Here is a 19955-nt window from a genome sequence, read left to right as displayed (position 1 = left end):
GGAATCCTTATTGATGCACGGCGAGCTGATAAGCCGTGTACTTACGAATGTTGATCACGCCGGTGTCGAAGATCAGGTACTGGCCCTTGATCCCCAGCAACGTGCCTTCGGCAATCGGGTTCTTGTCCAGGTTGAAGCTGACGATTTTGGCCGGGTATTGCTCGACCGGATAGCGGATTTCGAGAGGTTCTACATCAGTAATCGTCTGAATTGCTTGTAGGCCGAATCGCTGTTGCAGCCCCTGCAGCCCTTCGGCGCAGCTGGCGAACAGCTGATCGCGTACTTGGGCCAGATCCACCGCCGCCGCGTCGCCCTTGAGCAGCGCGCGCCAGTTGGTCTTGTCCGCCACCTGGCTGCGAAACAGGTCTTCGACGAAGCCAGACTGCTGCCGAGTCGCCACGCGCATGATCGGCAATGCCTGACTCGCGCCCTGATCGAGCCAGCGGGTCGGCAGTTGCGTCGCGCGAGTGATACCGACTTTGATCCCCGACGAGTTGGCCAGATACACCACATGATCGGTCATGCAGAATTTCTCGCCCCACGCAGGCTCGCGGCAGGTGCCGGCCTCGAAGTGGCAGCGCTCCGGGCTCATGATGCAGATGTCGCACTGCGCCAGTTTGGTCATGCACGGATAGCAGTAACCCTGGCTGAAACTGGTTTTGGTCTTGCGCCCGCAATGGGTGCAATGGATCGCCCCCAGGTATTCCAGACGCACCGTGGTGCCGATCATGGGATTGACCGGCACCTCGACGTCATCCAGACGAAACGCGTATTGCACATTCGGCCCGTCCAGGCGCGCCGACATTTTGCTGATTGCACCGCGGCCAATCTCGATCAATGGATAGCGTCCGACTTGAACAGGATGTTCGGCACTTCGATCGACTTCGACGCACACTCTTGCGGGCCCATGTAACCGGTACGCTGGTCTTCAGGCAGGTTCTGGATCTCCCAGGCGATCATCGCCTGCAGCGATAGCTCACGCTGTTCGGCGGTGAGCTTGCCACCGTCGGACCACTTGCCGATTTCCACGGCCAGTTTCAGGCTCTCGTAGATGTCCGGGGTAATGTTGTTGATCATGTCGTTAAAAGAGGACATCAGGGTCTCCGTGCTCTTTATTCACTGAAATTTTAGGCGGCCAGTTTACGGCGGTTATACAAACCACCCAACAAACCGGTGAAGCATCCGATGAGTAACCCGCCGACGTGGGCGGCGTTGGCGATCTGGCCGAAACCGATCATCGAGACCAGCCCGGACATGCAGATCACCAGCCACACCAGCATCATCACCAGCACGCCACGCGGCAGGCGATACGCCGGGTTCGGTGCCAGCAACTGGAAGATCCAGCAGTGACCGAGCAGCCCGTACAACACGCCGGACAGGCCGCCGAACAGGGTCGGGCCGCTCCAGGCAAACTGCGCGTAGTTGGACACCAGGCTGAACAGCAGCGTCAGGCCGAGCAGATTGATGCTGCCCTGGCGCGATTCGATGCGCCGCCCCAGTTCCCAGTACCACATGCCGTTCATGGCCAGGTGGAGGATGCCGAAGTGCAACAGCATCGGCGTAAACAGCCGCCACCACTGCCCCGCCGCGAGGCTGTCGGCCAGTGGTGTGAAGTGGATGTAATCGCCGACGACGCGAAAGTCGAGGAAGCTCAGCCAGCGCACGGTCTCAAGGTTGTCACCCAGGTACGTCAGGCCGCCGACCAGCAGGCTCAGCAGCAGGATGAAACCGGTGGCCCTGGCGTGTTTGAGTTGCTCGGCGAAGCTTGGACGCTTGAAGGTCGGGGCCAGCGGGATGTCCAGTTGCTGATCGGGATCGCCGGCCGGAAAACGCTCGTACAGCGAACGCACATCCTCACTGATTTCCGACGGTGCCCACAGCACCTGCTCCCCCGCCTCCTCGCTGACCCGATGGGGCACCTGCATGCGTTGCAACAGTTTGACAAAACCGCTCAGGTCTACCGCCAACGGCAGACGCAATACCGCTACCGCACTCATTGCAGCACCTCCGGCCGCTCGACATCGACCCAGACAAATTTATGCGGATCCAGGCGTGTTTCCTGATCCAGACGATAGGCCACCAGTTTGCCGTAGAGCACCGCGCTGTAATCGAGACACGCGAGGTTCGGGCGGATCGGTGCCGGTTTGCCGCTGCGCCAGTAATGGCCGACGAACAGCAAAGGCTCATCGACGCCGTAGCGCAGCAGGTTGTTTTTTTCGCTGGAGGTCAGCGGCTTCTGCGCCACCGGCTCCGGCAGTGCATCCGGCTGGAAGACGATGTCGCCGTAGGTTTTCGGGTCGTCTTCCCAGAACTTGGTACGGAAGAACGAACGCACCAGACCGTCGCCGCTGGTCATGGTCAGCCCATCCGGCAGGCGCATGTCGGTGCCGCGCAACAGGCGATCGAACACGGTGCAGGCAAAGCTGTCCGGGACTGCCGAAGCCTGCAGGAAGTGTTCGTCGATGCAGCCATTGGGGAACAACGCGCGCAGCGGCTCGATCAGCCCGGCATCCCAGCAGGCGTGGACCACGCGGAACCGCCCGGCATCGACAAACAGCGGCAACTCGTAGAACCAGCGCTGGAAATCGTGCCAGTCGCCGGAGTGGCCCTCGAACTGGGTCAGGGTCTCGTGCAACAGACGCGCATGGCGCGGCGTGTGCTCGCGGACAAACTGCTTGCCGCTGCCCGGAGGGGCCGGCGTGCTCCAGCCCAGTGCGTTGAATTCGTGGTTGCCCATGATGCACAGCGCCTGTCCGGCCTCGACCATGTCGTGGACGATGTGCAGTGCCTCGCGGATCCGCGGGCCACGGTCAATGATGTCGCCGACGAACACGGCCATGCGCGATGGATGCCGCCAGACCCCGCCTTGCTTGTGATAACCGAGTCGGTCAAGCAAGTGTTCCAGGGTCAGGGCGCATCCGTGCACGTCACCAATCAAGTCATAACTGCGCGCGGGATCGAGCATCAGTCTCCTCCACCACCCAACTTGCTGCCCCAGCCGAGCTTGGTCCGGCAGACTTCGTAGTAGTTGTGGTCGAGCGGGTGAATCAGCCGCAGCTTCTGCGCTTTCTTGCTGACGGTAATGGTGTCGCCCGGCGCGCAGGTGAAGTGGTTCTGCCCATCGCAGGAGACCTGCGGGTAGATCTGCATGTTTTTCGACACGACGATTTTCAGCTCACTGTTGCCATCGACCACAATTGGCCGACTCGACAACATATGGGGATACATCGGCACGATCACAATGGCGTCCAGCTTGGGATGCATGATCGGCCCGCCGGCGGACAGCGCATAAGCGGTGGAACCGGTCGGGGTGGCGACGATCAGGCCGTCGGCCTTCTGGCTGCAGACGAACTGGCCGTCGATGTACAGCTCGAACTCGATCATCCGCGTCGATTTGCCCGGGTGCAGCACCACGTCGTTGAGCGCATCGCCCTGGCCGATGGCCTCGGCATGGCGGCGAACTTCGGCTTGCAGCAGGAAGCGGTTTTCCACCAGGTAATGGCCGTCGAGCACCTTGGCCACTTCGACTTCCAGCTCATCGGGACGAATGTCGGTCAGAAAGCCGAGGCTGCCACGGTTGATCCCCAGTACCGGAATATTGTGCTTGGCCAGCGCCCGTGCAGCGCCGAGCAGGCTGCCGTCGCCACCGACGACGATGACCATGTCGCAGACTTCGCCGAGCATCTTGCGCGATGAGGTCTGCAGGCCATGGCCCGGCAGGACTTCGGCGATGGTGTCTTCGAGAATCACGTGCAGGTGACGATCGAGCAGAAAGCGTTTCAGTCGGCGGACGGTATCCAGCACCTGGGAGCTGCCCAGGCGACCGATGATGCCGATATTACGAAATTGCTCCATGGGACCTCTGCGGACAATCGAAAACGCGAAAAACACGATTATGGGCGAAAGCCCGCCATAGACAAAATCCTTTCAGCCTCAAGGGTGCGCTCGTGTTTCAGGCTATGCTCGCAAGATGATCCTGTTTCCCGAGCTGCTCCAGTTGCCACACCAATTACGCCATCCGGAGGTGCGGGATCTGGCGTGGGTGATTCTCGCCCCGCCAATGCTCGCAACGACGCCGTGGCCGCAGCGCCACCCACTGGCCGGCAGCGATTGGGTGAGCGATCCGCAGCGCCTGGAGCAGTGGCTGCGGCAACTCGATCGCGACAGTTATGGCTTGCTGCATTGGCTGTCCCAGGCGCGCACCCGGCGGCTGGGGCTGTATTACGAGCGGTTGTGGCAGTTTGCCGTGGAGCATGCGCCGGGCATTGAACTGATTGCCGCCAACCTGCCGATTCGCCGCGAGGGCCACACCCTCGGCGAACTGGACATGCTGCTGCGCGATCGTGACGGCGTGCATCACCTGGAACTGGCGATCAAGCTCTACCTCGGCCCGCAGCATGGCAACGGACATGATACGGCGCAGTGGCTGGGCCCGGGCTGTCACGATCGACTGGACCGTAAACTGGCGCACCTGGCGGAACACCAACTGCCGATCTCGGCGCGTCCGGAAAGCCGCGCGGTGCTGGCGAAGCTGGATATTGAAGTGTTCAGTGCGCAGTTGTGGCTGGGCGGTTATCTGCTGTATCCGTGGCCCGGTCAGGCCGAACCACCAAAAGGCGCGCATCCGCAGCACCTGCGTGGGAGCTGGCTGCACCAGAAGGACTGGCCGGCGTTTGTCGACCAGCGCCCGCCCGGGCGCTGGCAACCCCTGCCCCGGCATGCGTGGCTGGCGCCGGCGCATTACCCGGCGGATCAGACCTGGAACGCTGACCATCTGCAGATGTGGCTGGAGGCCCTGGAACCGCTGGCCCCGGCGCAACTGATGGTGCGCCTGATCGAGAACGCACGGGGCGAATGGGAAGAGGCGGAGCGGTTGTTTCTGGTGTCGGATCTTTGGCCGAATGTACCTGGCCAGGCGTGAGTTTTTGTAGCGCCTGTTCCGGCCCTTTCGCGAGCAAGCCCGCTCCCACAGGGGGACCGCATTCCAATTGGAATGCAGTTCAAAATGTGGGAGCGGGCTTGCTCGCGAAGGGCTCAACGCGGTCTAGATGGAAAGCCGCAGAGCCAAAGCCGCCAAGGTAATCAATAGCACTGGCACCGTCAGCACAATCCCGACCTTGAAGTAATACCCCCAGCCAATCCGGATATCCTTGCGTGCCAGCACATGCAGCCAGAGCAAGGTCGCCAGACTGCCGATCGGGGTGATCTTCGGCCCCAGATCGCTGCCGATCACGTTGGCATAAATCATCGCTTCCTTGACCACACCGCTGGCCTGACTGGCATCGATCGACAACAGGCCGATCAGCACCGTCGGCAAGTTATTCATGATCGACGACAACAACGCCGTCAGCACCCCGGTGCCCAGCGCCGCGCCCCACACGCCATACCCGGCGAACACGTCCAGCCAACCGGCCAGATACCCGGTCAGCCCGGCATTGCGCAGGCCATAGACCACCAGGTACATGCCCAGCGAGAAAATCACGATCTGCCACGGCGCTTCTTTCAGCACCTTGCGCGTGGAAATCTTGTGGCCACGGGCGGCAATCGCCAGCAGCAGCGCGGCGCAGACCGCCGAGATCGCGCTGATCGGAATGCCCAGTTGTTCGAGGAAGAAGCAGCCGATCAGCAGGATCACCAGCACCACCCAACCGGCGTAGAACGTGGCTTTGTCGTGGATTGCCGTGTGCGGCTGGTCGAGTTGTTCGGGGTCGTAAACCTTGGGGATGTCACGACGGAAGAACCACAGCAACACGCCCAGCGTCGCGGCCACACTGACGAAGTTGACCGGCACCATCACCGCGGCATAGCGGTTGAAGCCAATGTGAAAGAAGTCCGCCGAGACGATATTGACCAGGTTCGACACCACCAGCGGCAGGCTCGCCGTGTCGGCAATAAAACCGGCGCCCATCACGAACGCCAGGGTCGCCGCCGGTGAAAAGCGCAGTGCCAGCAGCATCGAAATCACAATCGGGGTGAGGATCAGTGCGGCGCCGTCATTGGCGAACAGCGCCGACACCAGCGCGCCGAGCAGCACCATGAAGGCAAACAGCTTGCGTCCACTGCCCCGCCCCCAACGCGCCACGTGCAGCGCAGCCCAGGCGAAGAAACCCGCTTCATCGAGCAACAGGCTGATGATGATCAGTGCGACGAACGTGCCGGTGGCGTTCCAGATGATCTGCCACACCAACGGAATATCGCTCAGGTGCACGACGCCGCAGATCAGCGCCAGCACCGCGCCGAGCGTCGCGCTCCAACCGACCCCGAGGCCTTTGGGCTGCCAGATGACAAGGGTAATGGTCAGCAGGAAGATCAGTGACGCAGCGAGCATTCGCGACAGCCTTCAAATTTCAAATGAGTGGAGACCCCAATGTGGGAGCGGGCTTGCTCGCGAAGGCGGAGTGTCGGATGCAAAATTGTCATCTGACACACCGCCTTCGCGAGCAAGCCCGCTCCCACAGGATCTCTGTTTTACCGCAGATCTGACCAGATTATTTTTTGTGTTGTTCCACAAACTGCCCATACGCATTGATGAAGTTCTGCAGGAACGGCTTGACCGAATCGCTCAGCTTGCCCGCTTCGTCAAACGCCGAGCCCGCGCCGCCCAGATACGCTTCCGGCTGCTGCATGCACGGCACGTTGAGAAACACGAAGGATTGACGCAGATGCTGGTTGGCACCAAAACCACCGATGGCCCCCGGCGAGACGCTGATTACCGCTCCCGGCTTGCCACCCCAGACGCTTTGGCCATAGGGCCGCGATCCCACGTCAATCGCATTCTTCAACGGCGCCGGCACCGAGCGGTTGTATTCCGGGGTGACAAACAGCACCGCGTCGGAAGAGCCCACCTGTTGGCGGAAAGTGCTGTAGGCTGCCGGCGGTGAATCGCCGTCGATGTCTTCGTTGTAGAGTGGCAGATCGCCAATTTCGACAATCTTCAGTTTGAGGTTCGCCGGCGCCAGCTCGGCCAGCGCCAGGGCGACTTTGCGGTTGATCGATGCTTTGCGCAGGCTGCCGACGACTACAGCGACGTTGTAGACATTGCTCATGGAAGACTCTCGACTGTCCGTGGGAAGAGCGTGTAGTTATAGATGATTCGATGACGGTTTCACCAGTGAGCGAGGGAAATTCCTCCGCGTTGATTATTTTTTTCCTGTAGGAAAACTTACAGGGCTTGATGACGGTCTACCAAGCCGCAAATCAAGCGTTTTATCTCCAGAGGTTCTAAGCAGATGGCAGCAGTACTCGTCGGTCAGTTCCATGCAAGAGATGCGGAAGGCCGCGTTTATTCCGTGCATGAGTTCCAGGAATCCACCCCGTCGGCAGACGGTCTCACCGGCATGGAGCCTGTCACCACCTACAAGCTGGCCATTGGCGATCGCGTCAAAAAGCTCAGTGACAGCGAGTTTTTGCTGGTTCAGTCGGACATCACCCTGATCCGCGAACCCGAGCCAACCGTCGCTCAATAACCGCGCGTTATGAGCAGAAGTCATATGCGCAGACTTGGGGTAGGATTCAGCCACTGACCCCACCTGCTGAACATGGACTTCACGCATGCGTTTACGTCATATCGAAGTGATTCAGGCGCTCTTGCAGACCGGTCACCTGGGCACCGCTGCCGAATGGCTGCAGCTCCCGGTGACCGAGGTCGAAGAGCGATTGCGCGAAGCCGAGAGTCAGTTGGGGTTCATGTTGTTCGCCAGCGTTCGCGGCCGGCTGCAATCGACGCCTGAAGCGCGGGCGCTGCAAGTCGAGATCGCTCACGTCTATGAAGCGCTGGAGCCGGTGCAGCGCCTTGCCAGCAGCCTCAAGCAATACCTCGCCGCGCCCCTGCGCATCATCGGTACCCCGCCGCTGGCGCAACACCTGTTGCCACAGAGCATCGCGCTGCTGCGTCGGCGTTTGCCTGATGCGCCGTGCCGTCTGCTCAGCGCTGCCACGTGCGACATCGTGCGCAGCCTGCTGTTGCGCGAAAGCGATCTGGGCCTGAGCCTGCACGACCCCGAACACCCCGACATCCACGCCCGGCCGCTGGCCCAAGGCAAGCTGCAATTGCTCGCGCCCCACGGCTGGCTGCAGCCGAAGCAGAAATACATCTCCCTGCAGGACCTGGCCGGGCAGGCGATGGTCGGCCTCGAAGGCCACGACCCACTGAACCCGGCACTGGACAACAAACTCCAGGCCCTGCACCCGGCGCCGAGCATCCAGACCCGGGTGCAAACCCATCAGATGATGCGCAGCATGGTCGAGGCCGGTGAAGGACTGGCCATCGTCGACCCGTTCACCGCCCTCGGCGCGCGAGCGGGCGGACTGGACGTCTGCCCATTGTCACCGGCGGTGCCGATCAGCCTGTATGCACTGACCTACCAGCACAGCGCCACGCCGGCGGCGATTCAGACCCTGCTGACGATCGTCACGGAACAAGCCGAGGTGATGCTGGCGAGTTGAGCGGGTTTTCCAACGGGTTATCGAACAGTCGATACCAGAACAACGCGATTTCGGCGGTGTTCGGATCAATGCCGCGATAACGCAAGTGGTCGACGCCACCAATCTCGTAGCCGCAACGCTCATACAGGCGACAGGCACCGAGGTTGTTGTTCTGGGTTTCGAGCATGATCCCCGGCAGCTTCTTCTTGCGACTCCAGAACTGCGCCACATCCAGCAACGCCTTGGCCACGCCATGTCGGCGCGCCGGTGCATGCACCGCCAGTTCGTCGATGTGCGCGAAGCCGTTCCAATTGGTGCTGATCACCAGATGACCGACCGGCTCGTCGTCCAGATAAGCCATGAAAATCGCGCTGTCGGCGGCATCACGATAGCTGCTGAACTCCTCGGGATCGATGCCATAGCATTTGCGGTACGGCACAATCGGCGTCACTGCCCACTGCGCCACGGGCTGACCGATCACCGCCGCGCCGTAGGACGCCACTTCGAAACTGAAGTCGCTGCCCCAGATGTAGGCGGCAAAACCATCGTCGGCAACGCGCACCGACAGCCCTGGGTATTTTGGATTCATGACCGGTTGCATACTCGGAAAAGTCCTCATTCCTTGACGCAATCGACGGTGTACTGCCGTCCATTGCCTTCATCTTCATGTTGCAGTCCATGCACATCAGCGACAAAACCGGGGAAGCTGCTATCGAACGTGCGGGCAAATTTCAGGTAATCGATGATCGAGCGAGTCGATTCGGTAAAGCGCTCGCCGGGCATGATCAAAGGAATGCCCGGTGGATACGGCACCAGCATCACCGCGGCGATCCGTCCCTCCAGCTCATCGATCGGCACGGCCTCGACCTCGCCCCGCACCAGATGATCGTAGGCGTGGGCCGGCTTCATGGCGATTTCCGGCAGCACCGTGTACATGCGCTTGAGGTGTTTGGCGGTGGCGTTGCTGCGGTAGCAGGCGTGCAGTTGATCGCACAAGTCACGCAGACCCATGCCGCGATAGCGCGCGGTATCTTGCTGCGCGACACAGGGCAGGCAGCTCGCCAGACTGACGTTGGCGTCGTAACTGCGCTTGAACTCGAGCAGCTCGGTGAGCAGCGTGCTCCATTTGCCCTTGGTGATCCCCATCGAGAACAGCACCAGGAACGAATACAGCCCGGTCTTCTCCACCACCAGCCCGCGCTCCCAGAGGAACTTGCTGACCACCGCCGCCGGAATGCCCTTCTCGCTCAGCGCGCCACCGGCATTCAAGCCGGGCATCACCAGCGTCACCTTGATCGGATCGAGCAGCACGTAGTCGTCGCTGACCTCGCCGAAGCCGTGCCAGTCGGCGTCCGGCTGCAACAGCCAGTCTTGAGTCTGCACCCGGTCGATGCCTTCGACACCCGGCGGCTGCCAGATCGAGAACCACCAGTCATCCGCAGCGATATGCTGGCGCAGATTGGCCAGCGCACGACGGAAACTCAGGGCCTCGTCGAAGGTTTCCTGCAACAGCGAACGCCCGGCCGGCCCTTCCATCATCGCCGAGGCCACGTCCAGCGAGGCGATGATGCTGTATTGCGGCGAGGTCGAAATGTGCATCATGAACGCTTCGTTGAAACGGTCACGATCCAGTTGCCGCGCGCCGCCGTCCTGCACATGAATCATCGAGGCCTGGCTGAACGCGGCGAGCAGCTTGTGCGTGGAATGGGTGGTGAACACCAGCGGGCTGTCTGCGGTGCGCGAAGTGGCCATGCCATAGCGCCCGGCGAAGAACTCGTGAAACGCCGCATAGGCGTACCACGCCTCATCGAAATGCAGCACTTCGACACTGTTGCCCAGGCTTTGCTTGATCAGCTCGGCGTTGTAGCACAAGCCGTCGTAGGTCGAGTTGGTGATCACCGCCAGTTTGACTTTCGGCGCGCGCCCCTTGGTGAGCGGACTGGCGTCGATCTTGGCCTGGATCGATTCGCGGCTGAATTCGCTTAGCGGAATCGGCCCGATGATCCCCAGCTCGTTGCGTTCCGGACACAGGTACAGCGGAATCGCCCCGGTCATGATGATCGCGTGCAGCACCGACTTGTGGCAGTTGCGGTCTACCAGCACCAGATCATCACGGCCGACCATCGAATGCCAGACGATCTTGTTGGCGGTCGAGGTGCCGTTGATCACGAAAAAGGTGTGATCGGCGCCAAAATTGCGCGCCGCACGCTCTTCCGCCTCAGCCAGTGGCCCGGTGTGATCGAGCAGCGAGCCGAGCTCCGGCACCGATACCGACAAATCCGAACGCAGGGTATTTTCGCCAAAGAACTGGTGAAACGCCTGCCCGACCGGGCTCTTGTGATACGCCACGCCACCGCCATGCCCGGGGGTGTGCCAGGAATAGTTGGAATCAGCGGTGTGCTGCACCAGCGCCTTGAAAAATGGCGGCAGCAGGCCATCGAGGTACTTGCGCGCCGCCCGCGCCACTTGCCGGGCCAGAAAAGGCACAGTGTCTTCGAACAGATAGAGAATGCCGCGCAGTTGATTGAGTTCGGCCATGGCATCGGCCGGGGCGTTTTCCAGGGTGACTTGTTCACCCAGGGCAAAGATCGGCAGATCCGGCGCCCGCACCCGGGCCAGGCCGATCAGCTCGGCCATGTTCTGCAGCAAGTGCGAATGGGTGCTGGCGTCTTCGGCAGCGATCAGCATGCACGCCAGACCGTGATGGGTCGACGCCACTAACCGCCCTTCGGTGTAGTCGATGGCCGAAACGATATTGAAACCTTCCTGCTCCAACTCACGGGCGATGCCACGGATACGGTCACCGGCGACCGTGTCGGCCTTGATGTCGCGGTGGACGATCAACACCGGAAACTTCAAATCTTTGTACATGAGGCTCAGTGTCCTGAGGCGGCGGATCAATGTCTGCCAATGCACTCAGGGTAGAGGGTTGCAGCGAAAGTGGCGAGGGTGGCCAGTTGGCTTCATTGAGCACAGTGGCCGAGCAGCCCAGAGAGCAGTGCTTTTTGTGACGAGGTAGCAAGCTTCCTCGCCACAGAGGGGATCAGGCCTGAGCATCAGCCTCGGCGATCTGCGTCCACAGCGCCGGGCCGCCAGCGGATTTGGCAATGATTTCCAGCCGCACCTGATGCGCCGCCAGCTCTTCTTGCGTCGCACGAATGATCCGCGCAGGCTGACGATCAGCCGGCAGGCGGCGGATTTCAGTGGCGGAGTTGTCCGCGCCCTCGCCCGTGCCATTACCGTCAGAGGCATTGCCGGCCAGCGACAGACTGGTCTGGCCGCCGGTCATGGTCAGGTAGACGTCGGCGAGAATTTCCGAGTCGAGCAAGGCGCCGTGCAGTTCACGGCCGGAGTTGTCGACGCCATAACGCTTGCACAATGCATCGAGGCTGTTGCGCTGCCCCGGGTGACGTTCCCGGGCCATCATCAGGGTGTCGAGGATGCTGCAGTGCTGCGTGATGTCAGCACGATCGTGCTGGCCCATCAGAGCGAATTCGTTGTTGATGAAGCCAACGTCGAACGCCGCGTTATGGATGATCAGCTGCGCGCCGTTGATGAACTCGAAGAACTCGTCGGCCACTTCGGCGAAGCGCGGCTTGCCGACGAGAAACTCGTTAGTGATGCCGTGGACGCCGATCGCGCCCTCGTCACTCTCGCGATCCGGTTGCAGATAAACGTGAAAGTGCCGGCCCGTCAGGCGCCGACCGATCAGTTCGACACAGCCGATTTCAATGATCCGGTGACCATCGGTCACCGGCATGCCGGTGGTTTCGGTATCGAGTACAACGGATCTGGTGGCCATCAGTGTTCAATTCTCAACGGGGTCAATCGTGCAAAGGCGGCGATGTTAACACGCTCGGCGGGGTGTTTCAGTCAGACCGTATCGCGCCCATTCGCGAGCAGGCTCGCTCCCACAGGTAACCGCATTCCAATGTGGGGCGAGCCTGCTCGCGAAGGCCACGACTCGGTGCAATGGAGGGAATCAGCTCTGCTTGTAACCGCGTACTTCGTCAACACCCCGGTTGGCCAACTGGTCAGCCCGCTCGTTGCCGTGATGACCAATGTGCCCGCGCACCCACTTCCAGGTGACCTTGTGCCGGTTGACCTGCTCGTCCAGCTCTTTCCACAGGTCGGCGTTTTTCACTGGCTCCTTGGCTGCGGTTTTCCAGCCGCGTTTTTTCCAGTTGGCCATCCACTCGTTGATGCCCTTCATCACGTATTGCGAGTCGGTCACCAGCAGCACTTCGCACGGCCGCTTCAAGGCTTCGAGGCCACGAATGGCGCCGAGCAGTTCCATGCGGTTGTTGGTGGTGTTGGCTTCGCCGCCCCACAGTTCCTTTTCGACGCCCTTGCACACCAGCAAGGCGCCCCAGCCGCCGGGGCCGGGATTGCCCTTGCAGGCGCCGTCAGTGAACAGTTCTACGCTATCGACGCTTTCGCTCATGCCACTCTATCCAGAAAAATGCCTGGCCCCGTCAATCACGGATCGACGATGGCCGCGGCCGGAGCAAGTCCGGCCACTATAAAAAGAAGGTTTACGGTTCGATACGACGGCGGTTGACCTTGGCCATCGGCAGCGGAATCAGCTTGCCCATCGGCTCGCGGCGCTCCTGACGCACCGGACGCAGGCCGACCACGATCTTGCGCGCGACCAGTAAATAGAAGCCGCCGCCCGACAGTTGCCAGTCACCGGCCTTGCGTTCCCAGCCGGCCAGTCGGGCCTGCCACTTGGGCGACGCGAGCGGCGGACGATAGCACCCGAAGCGGCGTTTCTCCAGCGCAAAGCCCAGCAGATTAAGCCAGTCAGCCACCCGTGACGGCGAGATGCAGCGCGCCTGGCGCAAGGCGTCGTGGGCGAAAACATGACGCAGCCCCCAAGCGCTCCAAGGATTGATGCCGATGATCAGCAAATGCCCGCCGGGCCGCACGCTGCTCGCCGCTTCACGCAGCAAACCGTGGGGCGACAGGCAGAAATCCAGGCCATGCTGCAACACCACCACGTCGGCGGCGTGCTCGCTCAACGGCCAGGCCTGCTCCTCGCAGACGATCTCCACACCCGGCAACGGCGCACCGAGGCGCACGTTGCGCTGCACCTGCGGCGCTGACGGCGGGGTCTGGGCCGAGGGTCCGTAATGCACCAGATAACCGCCGAAGAAGCGGCCCAACTCGTCTTCGAGCATGCGCCGTTCTTCATCCAGCAGAAATTGCCCGAGCGGGCCGGCCAGCCATTCACGGGCCGCGCCGATCAACGCCAGCCAGTCGGGATCGGCCTGAGCGAACGCTTTATCGGTCATGTCATTCTCCAACGCCGCTAGAAGCTCTAAGATGCGCCAATGTTTTCCGCTTGGCGAATTCCGACGATGATACAGATCAGTGCCCTGCCCGCGTTCACCGACAACTACATCTGGTTGTTACAGGATCACCGCACCCAGCGCTGCGCCGTGGTCGACCCGGGCGATGCCGCGCCGGTGCAGGCCTGGCTGGCCGCGCACCCGGGCTGGGTGCTGAGCGACATTCTGATTACCCATCACCACCATGATCACGTCGGTGGCGTCGAGCGTCTGAAAGCGGCGAGCGGCGCCAAAGTCTACGGCCCGGCCAGCGAGAACATTCCGGGGCGCGACGTGGCGCTCCAGGACAACGACACGGTCAGCGTCCTCGGCTGGGACTTCGATGTCTATGCGGTGCCGGGTCACACCCTCGGCCACATCGCCTATTACCACCACGGCCTGCTGTTTTGCGGCGACACCCTGTTCGCCGCCGGCTGTGGACGCTTGTTCGAAGGCACGCCGGAACAAATGCACCAGTCGCTCAGCCGTCTCGCCGCCCTGCCCGAGGATACGCTGGTGTATTGCACCCATGAATACACCCTGAGCAATCTGAAGTTTGCCGCGGCGGTCGAACCGAGCAACCCGGACATCGCCGCCCGTCTGAAAGAGGTCAGCGAAAAACGCGAGAAAGGCGTCATGTCCCTGCCCTCGACCCTGGCCCTGGAAAAGCTCACCAATCCGTTTTTGCGCACCGCTGAAACATTGGTTACACAAAAAGTGGACGAACGGGCAGGCGCTCAAAACCGGGCGCCGAGTGAGGTTTTTGCGGCTCTGCGGGCCTGGAAAGATACGTTCTAAGTGACTCACCACTCGGTACAAAAATTCTGAATGGTTGACCGCAGGGGGTGCGCTTTCTAGAATCGCCCGACATTTTTGCCCGGAACTTACTTCCAGCCAATGTCGTCATCCATACGTAAGTCCGTCAATTCAGACACGTTGACCCGCTTGGCGCAAGCCATCGCGGTGGCTGTGTCCGCCACGCTGGCGGGCTGCTCCAGCCATGCTCCGCAGACTGAAGCGAGCCATACGCCGAACATTGCTGCGCGAGCCAAGCAGAAGCCGATCTGGCTGACTGAAAAGCCAAGCCCACAGGTGCCTCAGGACATCTGGGAGCGCATGCGCGGCGGTTTCCAGCTGCAGGACGGCCTGGGCGTGAACCCGCGCATCGAGCAACAGCGCCTGTGGTTTGCCAGCAACCCGTCCTTTCTCGAGAACGCCGGCGAACGTGGCAGCCTCTACATTCATTACATCGTCGAGCGTCTTGAAGAGCGCAACATGCCACTGGAACTGGCCCTGTTGCCAGTGATCGAGAGCGCCTACAACCCGATGGCCTATTCCCGGGCCGACGCGTCGGGCCTGTGGCAGTTCATCCCGTCCACCGGCCGCTACTACAACCTGCGCCAGACCCGTTTTTATGATGGCCGTCGCGATATCACCGCCTCGACCACCGCCGCGATGGATTACCTGACCCGTCTGCACGACATGTTCAACGGTGACTGGCTGCTGGCCCTGGCGGCTTATAACGCCGGTGAAGGCACCGTCAGCCGCGCCATCGAGCGCAACGAGAAGCTCGGCCTGCCCACCGACTACTGGAACCTGTCGTCGTTGCCGGCGGAAACCCAGGCCTACGTGCCAAAACTGCTGGCCTTGTCGCAAGTGGTGCTGGCCCCGGAAGCCTACGGGGTGAACCTCAACCCGATCGCCAACGAACCGTACTTCCAGGTCGTCGAAATCAACCAGCGCATGGACCTGTCCAAGGTCGCGGCAGTGGCCAACATCGACGAAGACGAACTGTTCCAGCTCAACCCGGCGTTCAAGCAACGCACCACCGTCGATGGCCCTCAGCATCTGCTGGTGCCGACGTCCAAGGCGCAACTGCTGACCGCCAGCCTGCAGACCATGCGGCCTGAAGAACTGATCAGTCCGCGTTCGCTGAAGCCGGTGTTCGACGGCGCCGACCCAAGCGAAGTGGCGAAGCTCAAGCGCGCCTACCGGGTCAAACGCGGTGACAACCTCGGCTCCATCGCCAAGGCCAACAAGGTCGAAGTCAAGGATCTGCAGCGCTGGAACAAGCTGACTGGCAAGAACCTCAAGGTCGGCCAGACCCTGGTGATGCAGGACACCACCAAGCGCACCCCGGCGCGCAGCGGTGGCCGGGTCAACACGGTGATCGCCGCCAACAGCAAGACCAAAGGCAAGGCCGACAGCCAGCAGCAGACCCAGTACAAGGTCAAGCGTGGCGACACCCTGTACGTAGTGGCCAAGCGTTTCAACGTCGAGATGCAGCATCTCAAGCGCTGGAACCCGGGTGCCGGCAAGGCGTTGAAACCTGGGCAGATGCTCACGGTTTACCAGCCGCACTGACAGAAGAGCCCCTGACATTCAGGGGCTTTTTTTGCTTTTGGCTCCCACAAAAGCAAAAGCGATAGAACACGATTAACAGCGCATTAAACCGCTGTCTTTTTCCTGTCCAGACAAGCTGTTACTGTACGGCCCACAAAGCCCAAGCCGCCTGGACCGGATCTGACTTGAAGCGTCCCCTCCTCCTGCTCCTGATCAGCCTGGCCTTGAGCTCACCCGCAAGCGCGACGATTACCGAAAGTCATGGTTATGCGCAGTTCGGCACGCTCAAGTACCCGGCCAGATTTACCCACTTCGACTGGGTCAACCCGCAAGCGCCCAAGGGCGGTACGTTGCGGGTGATGGCGTTCGGCACCTTCGACACGGTCAATCCGTACACCTTCAAGGGCACCAGCCCGGTCACTACACCGAACTTCCTGCAGTACGGCATCAACGAACTGAACGAACCGCTGATGGTCGGCACCGGCCAGTATTCGCCGTCTGGTGACGAGCCGGCATCGAGCTATGGCCTGATCGCACAATCGGTGGAATACAGCGAAGATCGCAGCTGGGTGGTGTTCAACCTGCGCCCAGAGGCGCGCTTTCACGATGGCACGCCGATCACCGCCTACGACGTGGCGTTCTCCTATCGGTTACTGCTCAAGGAAGGTCATCCGCTGTACCGTACCGCCCTGCAGGAAGTCTCACGCGTCGACATCCTCAACCCGCAACGCATTCGGTTCGTGATGAAGCGCTCGGGCAATCCGCTGCTGATCCTGCGTCTGGGCGAGCTGCCGGTGCTGCCACAACATTACTGGAAAGGTCGCGACTTCAAGGCCACCACCTTCGAACCGCCGCTGGGCAGCGGGCCGTACCGCATCACCTCGGTAACGCCAGGTCGCCAGTTGATCTTCGAGCGGGTCAAGGACTATTGGGGCAAGGACCTCGCCGTCAATCGCGGCAAGTACAACTTTGATCGCATGGAGGTCGAGTTCTACCGCGACAGCGACGTCGCCTTCGAAGCGTTCAAGGCCGGTGAATTCGACATCTACATCGAACATCAGGCAAAGAACTGGGCCAACGGCTACAACTTCCCGGCCGTGCGCCGTGGCGAAGTGATCAAGGCGCAGATCCCGCACCAGATCCCGACCCAGAGCCAGGGTCTGTTCATGAATACCCGCCGCGCAACGTTTTCCGATGTGAAGACTCGCGAGGCGCTGGGCCTGATGTTCGACTTCGAGTGGACCAATCGCGCGTTGTTCAGCGACGCCTACAAACGCACCACCAGTTATTACCCCAACAGCGAGTTTTGCGCGACGGGGCTCCCGGTCGGGCATGAATGGCTGATGCTCAAGCCGTACAAGGAGCAACTGCCGGCCAAGCTGTTCACCGAGCCGTTCACGTTGCCGCAAACCGACGGTCGCGGCATCCCGCGGGAAACCATGCGCAAGTCGCTGGCATTGCTCGCCGAAGCCGGCTGGAAACTCAACGGCCAGCGTCTGCAAAACGCCGCAGGACAGCCGCTGAGTTTCGAGTTGCTGCTGGTCAATCCGAACCTTGAGCGGATCCTGCAGCCGTACATCGAGAACCTCAACAGCATCGGCGTCGATGCGCGCCTGCGCACGGTGGATCGCGCCCAGTACAAACAACGTCTGGACCAGTTCGATTTCGACATGATCCTGATGACGCTCAACCAGACCCTCAGCCCGGGTCTGGAGCAATGGCAGTACTTCCATTCCAGCCAGGTCGGGGTCAAAGGCAGCAAGAATTACGCCGGCATCGCCAACTCGGTGGTCGATCACCTGCTCGAACAACTGCTCGCCGCGCAAACCCGCGATGAACAGGTCGCCGCCGGCAAGGCGCTCGACCGCGTGCTGCTGTGGCAGCACTACAGCATTCCCAACTGGTACCTCAATTATCACCGACTGGCCTACCGCAACCGGTTGGCTTTCGTTACCACGCCGCCCTACACCCTGGGCCTGAGCGCGTGGTGGCTGAAATCTTCGGAGAACAATAAATGAAGCCCATCCGCGCCCTGCTCGTGCAGGCCAGCGGTCTGCTGTTCGCCGGGCTGGCCTGCGCCGCCCCGCAACACGCCGTGACCCTGTACAACGAGCCGCCGAAATACCCGGCCGATTTCAAGCAGTTCGACTATGTGAACCCCGACGCGCCCAAGGGCGGGATCTTCCGTCAGGCCGGGTTCGGCGGCTTCGACAGCCTCAACCCGTTCATCAGCAAAGGTGTACCGGCCGATGACGTCGGGCAGATCTATGACACCCTGACCAAGCACAGCCTCGACGAACCGTTCACCGAATACGGCCTGATCGCCGCCAAAATCGAAAAAGCCCCGGACAACAGCTGGGTGCGCTTCTACCTGCGCCCGGAAGCACGTTTTCATGACGGCCATCCAGTGCGCGCCGAAGACGTGGTGTTCAGCTTCCAGACCCTGACCAAGGACGGCTCGCCGCTGTTTCGCGGCTACTACAGCGATGTCGAAGAGGCCATCGCCGAAGACCCGCTCAAGGTCCTGTTCAAGTTCAAGCACAACAACAATCGTGAGTTACCGCTGATTCTCGGACAGTTGCCGGTGCTGCCGAAGCACTGGTGGGCCACTCGCGATTTCACCAAGGGCAACCTGGAGATTCCGCTGGGCAGCGGCCCCTACAAGGTCGCCGACGTGAAGGCTGGGCGCTCGGTGCGTTATGAGCGGGTCAAGGACTACTGGGGCAAGGACCTGCCGGTCAATCGCGGGTTCTACAACTTCGACGTGATGACCACCGATTACTACCGCGACAACACCGTCGCCGTCGAAGCGCTGAAGGCCGGCCAGTTCGATTACTGGCTGGAAATGACCGCGAAGAACTGGGCCAACGCCTACAACATTCCGGCGGTCACCGAAGGTCGCTTGATCAAGGAACAGATCGCCAACAGCAACCCGACCGGCATGCAGGGCTTTGTCTACAACCTGCGCCGCCCGGTGTTCCAGGATGTGCGCGTGCGTCAGGCGCTCGGCCTGCTGTTCGATTTCGAATGGACCAACAAACAACTGTTCAACAGTGCCTACTTTCGCACCCGCAGCTATTTCGAGAACTCGGAAATGGCCGCCACCGGCCTGCCGGACGCCGAACAACGGGCGATCCTCGAACCGTTTCGCAGCAAGCTCCCGGCCCAGGTGTTCAGCGAAGCGTTCGAGAACCCGAAGACCGACGCCAGCGGCATGATCCGCGCCCAGCAGCGCGAGGCCTATCAACTGCTGCAAGAGGCCGGCTGGAAGATCGTCGACGACAAAATGGTCGACGCCACGGGCAAACCGGTGGTCATTGAATTCCTGCTGGCGCAGACCGAATTCGAACGCGTGCTGTTGCCGTTCAAGCGTAACCTCGCCGACCTCGGCATCGATCTGGTGATCCGCCGCGTCGACGTTTCGCAGTACATCAACCGCGTGCGCTCGCGGGACTTCGACATGATCGTCGGCAGCTTCCCGCAATCCAACTCGCCGGGTAACGAGCAGCGCGAATTCTGGATGAGCGCCGCCGCCGACAAACCGAGCAGCCGCAACACCATGGGCCTGAAGGACCCGATCGTCGATCATCTGGTGGAAAACCTGATCAACGCCGATTCGCGCAACAGCCTGGTGGCCCATGCCCGGGCGCTGGATCGGGTGCTGCAATGGGGTTACTACGTGGTGCCCAACTGGCACATCAAGACCTGGCGCGTGGCCTACTGGAACCACATCGGTCACCCGAAAGTCTCGCCCAAATACGACATCGGGATTAACACCTGGTGGGTCAAGCCCGACGCGAAACCCGCCATAGAAGTCGAAACCAAACTGCAAGCCGACCCTGTGGGCACGGAGTAATC

Annotated in this window: 19 protein-coding genes; 7 read left to right on the top strand and 12 right to left on the bottom strand. The window is 61.3% G+C overall.

Features of this window, described 5'->3' with window-relative positions:
* Nucleotides 1-7 precede the first annotated feature (7 nt).
* From AC1UK9_RS11695 to AC1UK9_RS11675, 5 genes are read right to left on the bottom strand one after another with little or no spacing between them, the layout of a single operon-like run.
* Nucleotides 8-838 carry a DUF2797 domain-containing protein gene (locus AC1UK9_RS11695; protein WP_473015306.1) on the bottom strand — a complete coding sequence of 277 codons (831 nt, stop codon included), beginning with the start codon at nt 836-838 and terminating at the stop codon, nt 8-10.
* The gene (locus tag AC1UK9_RS11690) at nt 835-1095 is read right to left on the bottom strand and encodes a YeaC family protein (protein ID WP_007919229.1); all 261 of its coding nucleotides are present in this window, start codon (nt 1093-1095) and stop codon (nt 835-837) included. The genes AC1UK9_RS11695 and AC1UK9_RS11690 overlap by 4 nt, the downstream gene beginning before the upstream one ends.
* Nucleotides 1096-1127: 32 nt before the next feature.
* The gene (locus tag AC1UK9_RS11685) at nt 1128-1997 is read right to left on the bottom strand and encodes a rhomboid family intramembrane serine protease (RefSeq protein ID WP_482580132.1); all 870 of its coding nucleotides are present in this window, start codon (nt 1995-1997) and stop codon (nt 1128-1130) included.
* On the bottom strand, nt 1994-2965 hold the full coding sequence (locus AC1UK9_RS11680) for a metallophosphoesterase (protein WP_025109102.1): 972 nt from the start codon (nt 2963-2965) through the stop codon (nt 1994-1996). Before AC1UK9_RS11680 ends, AC1UK9_RS11685 begins: the two co-directional genes overlap by 4 nt.
* Entirely contained in the window at nt 2965-3855 is an 891-nt protein-coding gene (locus AC1UK9_RS11675; protein WP_003224174.1) for an NAD(+) kinase, read from the bottom strand. The genes AC1UK9_RS11680 and AC1UK9_RS11675 overlap by 1 nt, the downstream gene beginning before the upstream one ends.
* A gap of 115 nt (nt 3856-3970) precedes the next feature.
* Here AC1UK9_RS11675 and AC1UK9_RS11670 point away from each other — a divergent pair, with 115 nt between their 5' ends.
* On the top strand, nt 3971-4921 hold the full coding sequence (locus AC1UK9_RS11670; protein ID WP_473015303.1) for a DUF1853 family protein: 951 nt from the start codon (nt 3971-3973) through the stop codon (nt 4919-4921).
* 123 nt (nt 4922-5044) lie between these two features.
* Here AC1UK9_RS11670 and AC1UK9_RS11665 read toward each other — a convergent pair whose 3' ends face one another.
* Entirely contained in the window at nt 5045-6328 is a 1284-nt protein-coding gene (locus AC1UK9_RS11665; RefSeq protein WP_025109100.1) for an arsenic transporter, read from the bottom strand.
* A gap of 160 nt (nt 6329-6488) precedes the next feature.
* Nucleotides 6489-7046, bottom strand: coding sequence for an NADPH-dependent FMN reductase (locus AC1UK9_RS11660; RefSeq protein WP_482580131.1), 558 nt, complete (start codon nt 7044-7046; stop codon nt 6489-6491).
* A 183-nt stretch (nt 7047-7229) separates the two neighbouring features.
* Here AC1UK9_RS11660 and AC1UK9_RS11655 point away from each other — a divergent pair, with 183 nt between their 5' ends.
* Both AC1UK9_RS11655 and AC1UK9_RS11650 read left to right on the top strand, forming a co-directional pair.
* Nucleotides 7230-7466, top strand: a complete 237-nt coding sequence (locus AC1UK9_RS11655; RefSeq protein WP_025109098.1) for a hypothetical protein — start codon at nt 7230-7232, stop codon at nt 7464-7466.
* Between the two features lie 85 nt (nt 7467-7551).
* Nucleotides 7552-8445: a LysR family transcriptional regulator gene (locus AC1UK9_RS11650; RefSeq protein ID WP_482580130.1), complete on the top strand. Its 894-nt coding sequence runs from the start codon at nt 7552-7554 to the stop codon at nt 8443-8445.
* On the opposite strand, the gene AC1UK9_RS11645 is transcribed toward AC1UK9_RS11650, so the two are convergent.
* From AC1UK9_RS11645 to AC1UK9_RS11625, 5 genes are all read right to left on the bottom strand, one after another.
* Entirely contained in the window at nt 8411-9025 is a 615-nt protein-coding gene (locus AC1UK9_RS11645; RefSeq protein ID WP_482580129.1) for a GNAT family N-acetyltransferase, read from the bottom strand. The genes AC1UK9_RS11650 and AC1UK9_RS11645 overlap by 35 nt on opposite strands.
* 14 nt (nt 9026-9039) lie before the next feature.
* Complete coding sequence (locus AC1UK9_RS11640) at nt 9040-11295, bottom strand: Orn/Lys/Arg family decarboxylase (protein WP_473015299.1); 2256 nt, start codon at nt 11293-11295, stop codon at nt 9040-9042.
* 172 nt (nt 11296-11467) lie between these two features.
* Complete coding sequence (gene dnaQ, locus AC1UK9_RS11635) at nt 11468-12226, bottom strand: DNA polymerase III subunit epsilon (RefSeq protein ID WP_482580127.1); 759 nt, start codon at nt 12224-12226, stop codon at nt 11468-11470.
* A gap of 180 nt (nt 12227-12406) precedes the next feature.
* The gene (gene rnhA / locus AC1UK9_RS11630; RefSeq protein ID WP_003224162.1) at nt 12407-12868 is read right to left on the bottom strand and encodes a ribonuclease HI; all 462 of its coding nucleotides are present in this window, start codon (nt 12866-12868) and stop codon (nt 12407-12409) included.
* A 91-nt stretch (nt 12869-12959) separates the two neighbouring features.
* The gene (locus AC1UK9_RS11625) at nt 12960-13718 is read right to left on the bottom strand and encodes a methyltransferase domain-containing protein (RefSeq protein ID WP_025109093.1); all 759 of its coding nucleotides are present in this window, start codon (nt 13716-13718) and stop codon (nt 12960-12962) included.
* Nucleotides 13719-13784: 66 nt separating this feature from the next.
* On the opposite strand from AC1UK9_RS11625, the gene gloB reads away from it, so the two are divergent.
* The 4 genes from gloB (at nt 13785) to AC1UK9_RS11605 (ending at nt 19953) form a co-directional block, all read left to right on the top strand.
* Nucleotides 13785-14552 (top strand): hydroxyacylglutathione hydrolase, encoded by a 768-nt coding sequence (gene gloB, locus AC1UK9_RS11620; protein WP_025109092.1) that lies wholly within the window; start codon nt 13785-13787, stop codon nt 14550-14552.
* A gap of 99 nt (nt 14553-14651) precedes the next feature.
* Nucleotides 14652-16118, top strand: a complete 1467-nt coding sequence (locus AC1UK9_RS11615; protein WP_025109091.1) for a LysM peptidoglycan-binding domain-containing protein — start codon at nt 14652-14654, stop codon at nt 16116-16118.
* 164 nt (nt 16119-16282) lie between these two features.
* Nucleotides 16283-18115, top strand: a complete 1833-nt coding sequence (locus tag AC1UK9_RS11610) for an extracellular solute-binding protein (RefSeq protein ID WP_482580126.1) — start codon at nt 16283-16285, stop codon at nt 18113-18115.
* Nucleotides 18112-19953: an extracellular solute-binding protein gene (locus tag AC1UK9_RS11605; protein WP_473015293.1), complete on the top strand. Its 1842-nt coding sequence runs from the start codon at nt 18112-18114 to the stop codon at nt 19951-19953. Before AC1UK9_RS11610 ends, AC1UK9_RS11605 begins: the two co-directional genes overlap by 4 nt.
* The last annotated feature ends 2 nt before the right edge of the window (nt 19954-19955 follow it).

The sequence above is a fragment of the Pseudomonas sp. AK-TSAG1-1 genome (assembly GCF_056821665.1).
This window is presented reverse-complemented; position numbering and strand designations above follow the sequence as displayed.

Excerpts from the sequence above, each read along its gene's own strand:
- AC1UK9_RS11690 (WP_007919229.1), bottom strand. The coding sequence starts at position 1,095 with ATGTCCTCTTTTAACGACATGATCAACAACATTACCCCGGACATCTAC.
- AC1UK9_RS11685 (WP_482580132.1), bottom strand. The coding sequence starts at position 1,997 with ATGAGTGCGGTAGCGGTATTGCGTCTGCCGTTGGCGGTAGACCTGAGC.
- AC1UK9_RS11680 (WP_025109102.1), bottom strand. The coding sequence starts at position 2,965 with ATGCTCGATCCCGCGCGCAGTTATGACTTGATTGGTGACGTGCACGGA.
- AC1UK9_RS11675 (WP_003224174.1), bottom strand. The coding sequence starts at position 3,855 with ATGGAGCAATTTCGTAATATCGGCATCATCGGTCGCCTGGGCAGCTCC.
- AC1UK9_RS11670 (WP_473015303.1), top strand. The coding sequence starts at position 3,971 with ATGATCCTGTTTCCCGAGCTGCTCCAGTTGCCACACCAATTACGCCAT.
- AC1UK9_RS11665 (WP_025109100.1), bottom strand. The coding sequence starts at position 6,328 with ATGCTCGCTGCGTCACTGATCTTCCTGCTGACCATTACCCTTGTCATC.
- AC1UK9_RS11660 (WP_482580131.1), bottom strand. The coding sequence starts at position 7,046 with ATGAGCAATGTCTACAACGTCGCTGTAGTCGTCGGCAGCCTGCGCAAA.
- AC1UK9_RS11655 (WP_025109098.1), top strand. The coding sequence starts at position 7,230 with ATGGCAGCAGTACTCGTCGGTCAGTTCCATGCAAGAGATGCGGAAGGC.
- AC1UK9_RS11650 (WP_482580130.1), top strand. The coding sequence starts at position 7,552 with ATGCGTTTACGTCATATCGAAGTGATTCAGGCGCTCTTGCAGACCGGT.
- AC1UK9_RS11645 (WP_482580129.1), bottom strand. The coding sequence starts at position 9,025 with ATGCAACCGGTCATGAATCCAAAATACCCAGGGCTGTCGGTGCGCGTT.
- AC1UK9_RS11640 (WP_473015299.1), bottom strand. The coding sequence starts at position 11,295 with ATGTACAAAGATTTGAAGTTTCCGGTGTTGATCGTCCACCGCGACATC.
- dnaQ (WP_482580127.1), bottom strand. The coding sequence starts at position 12,226 with ATGGCCACCAGATCCGTTGTACTCGATACCGAAACCACCGGCATGCCG.
- rnhA (WP_003224162.1), bottom strand. The coding sequence starts at position 12,868 with ATGAGCGAAAGCGTCGATAGCGTAGAACTGTTCACTGACGGCGCCTGC.
- AC1UK9_RS11625 (WP_025109093.1), bottom strand. The coding sequence starts at position 13,718 with ATGACCGATAAAGCGTTCGCTCAGGCCGATCCCGACTGGCTGGCGTTG.
- gloB (WP_025109092.1), top strand. The coding sequence starts at position 13,785 with ATGATACAGATCAGTGCCCTGCCCGCGTTCACCGACAACTACATCTGG.
- AC1UK9_RS11615 (WP_025109091.1), top strand. The coding sequence starts at position 14,652 with ATGTCGTCATCCATACGTAAGTCCGTCAATTCAGACACGTTGACCCGC.
- AC1UK9_RS11605 (WP_473015293.1), top strand. The coding sequence starts at position 18,112 with ATGAAGCCCATCCGCGCCCTGCTCGTGCAGGCCAGCGGTCTGCTGTTC.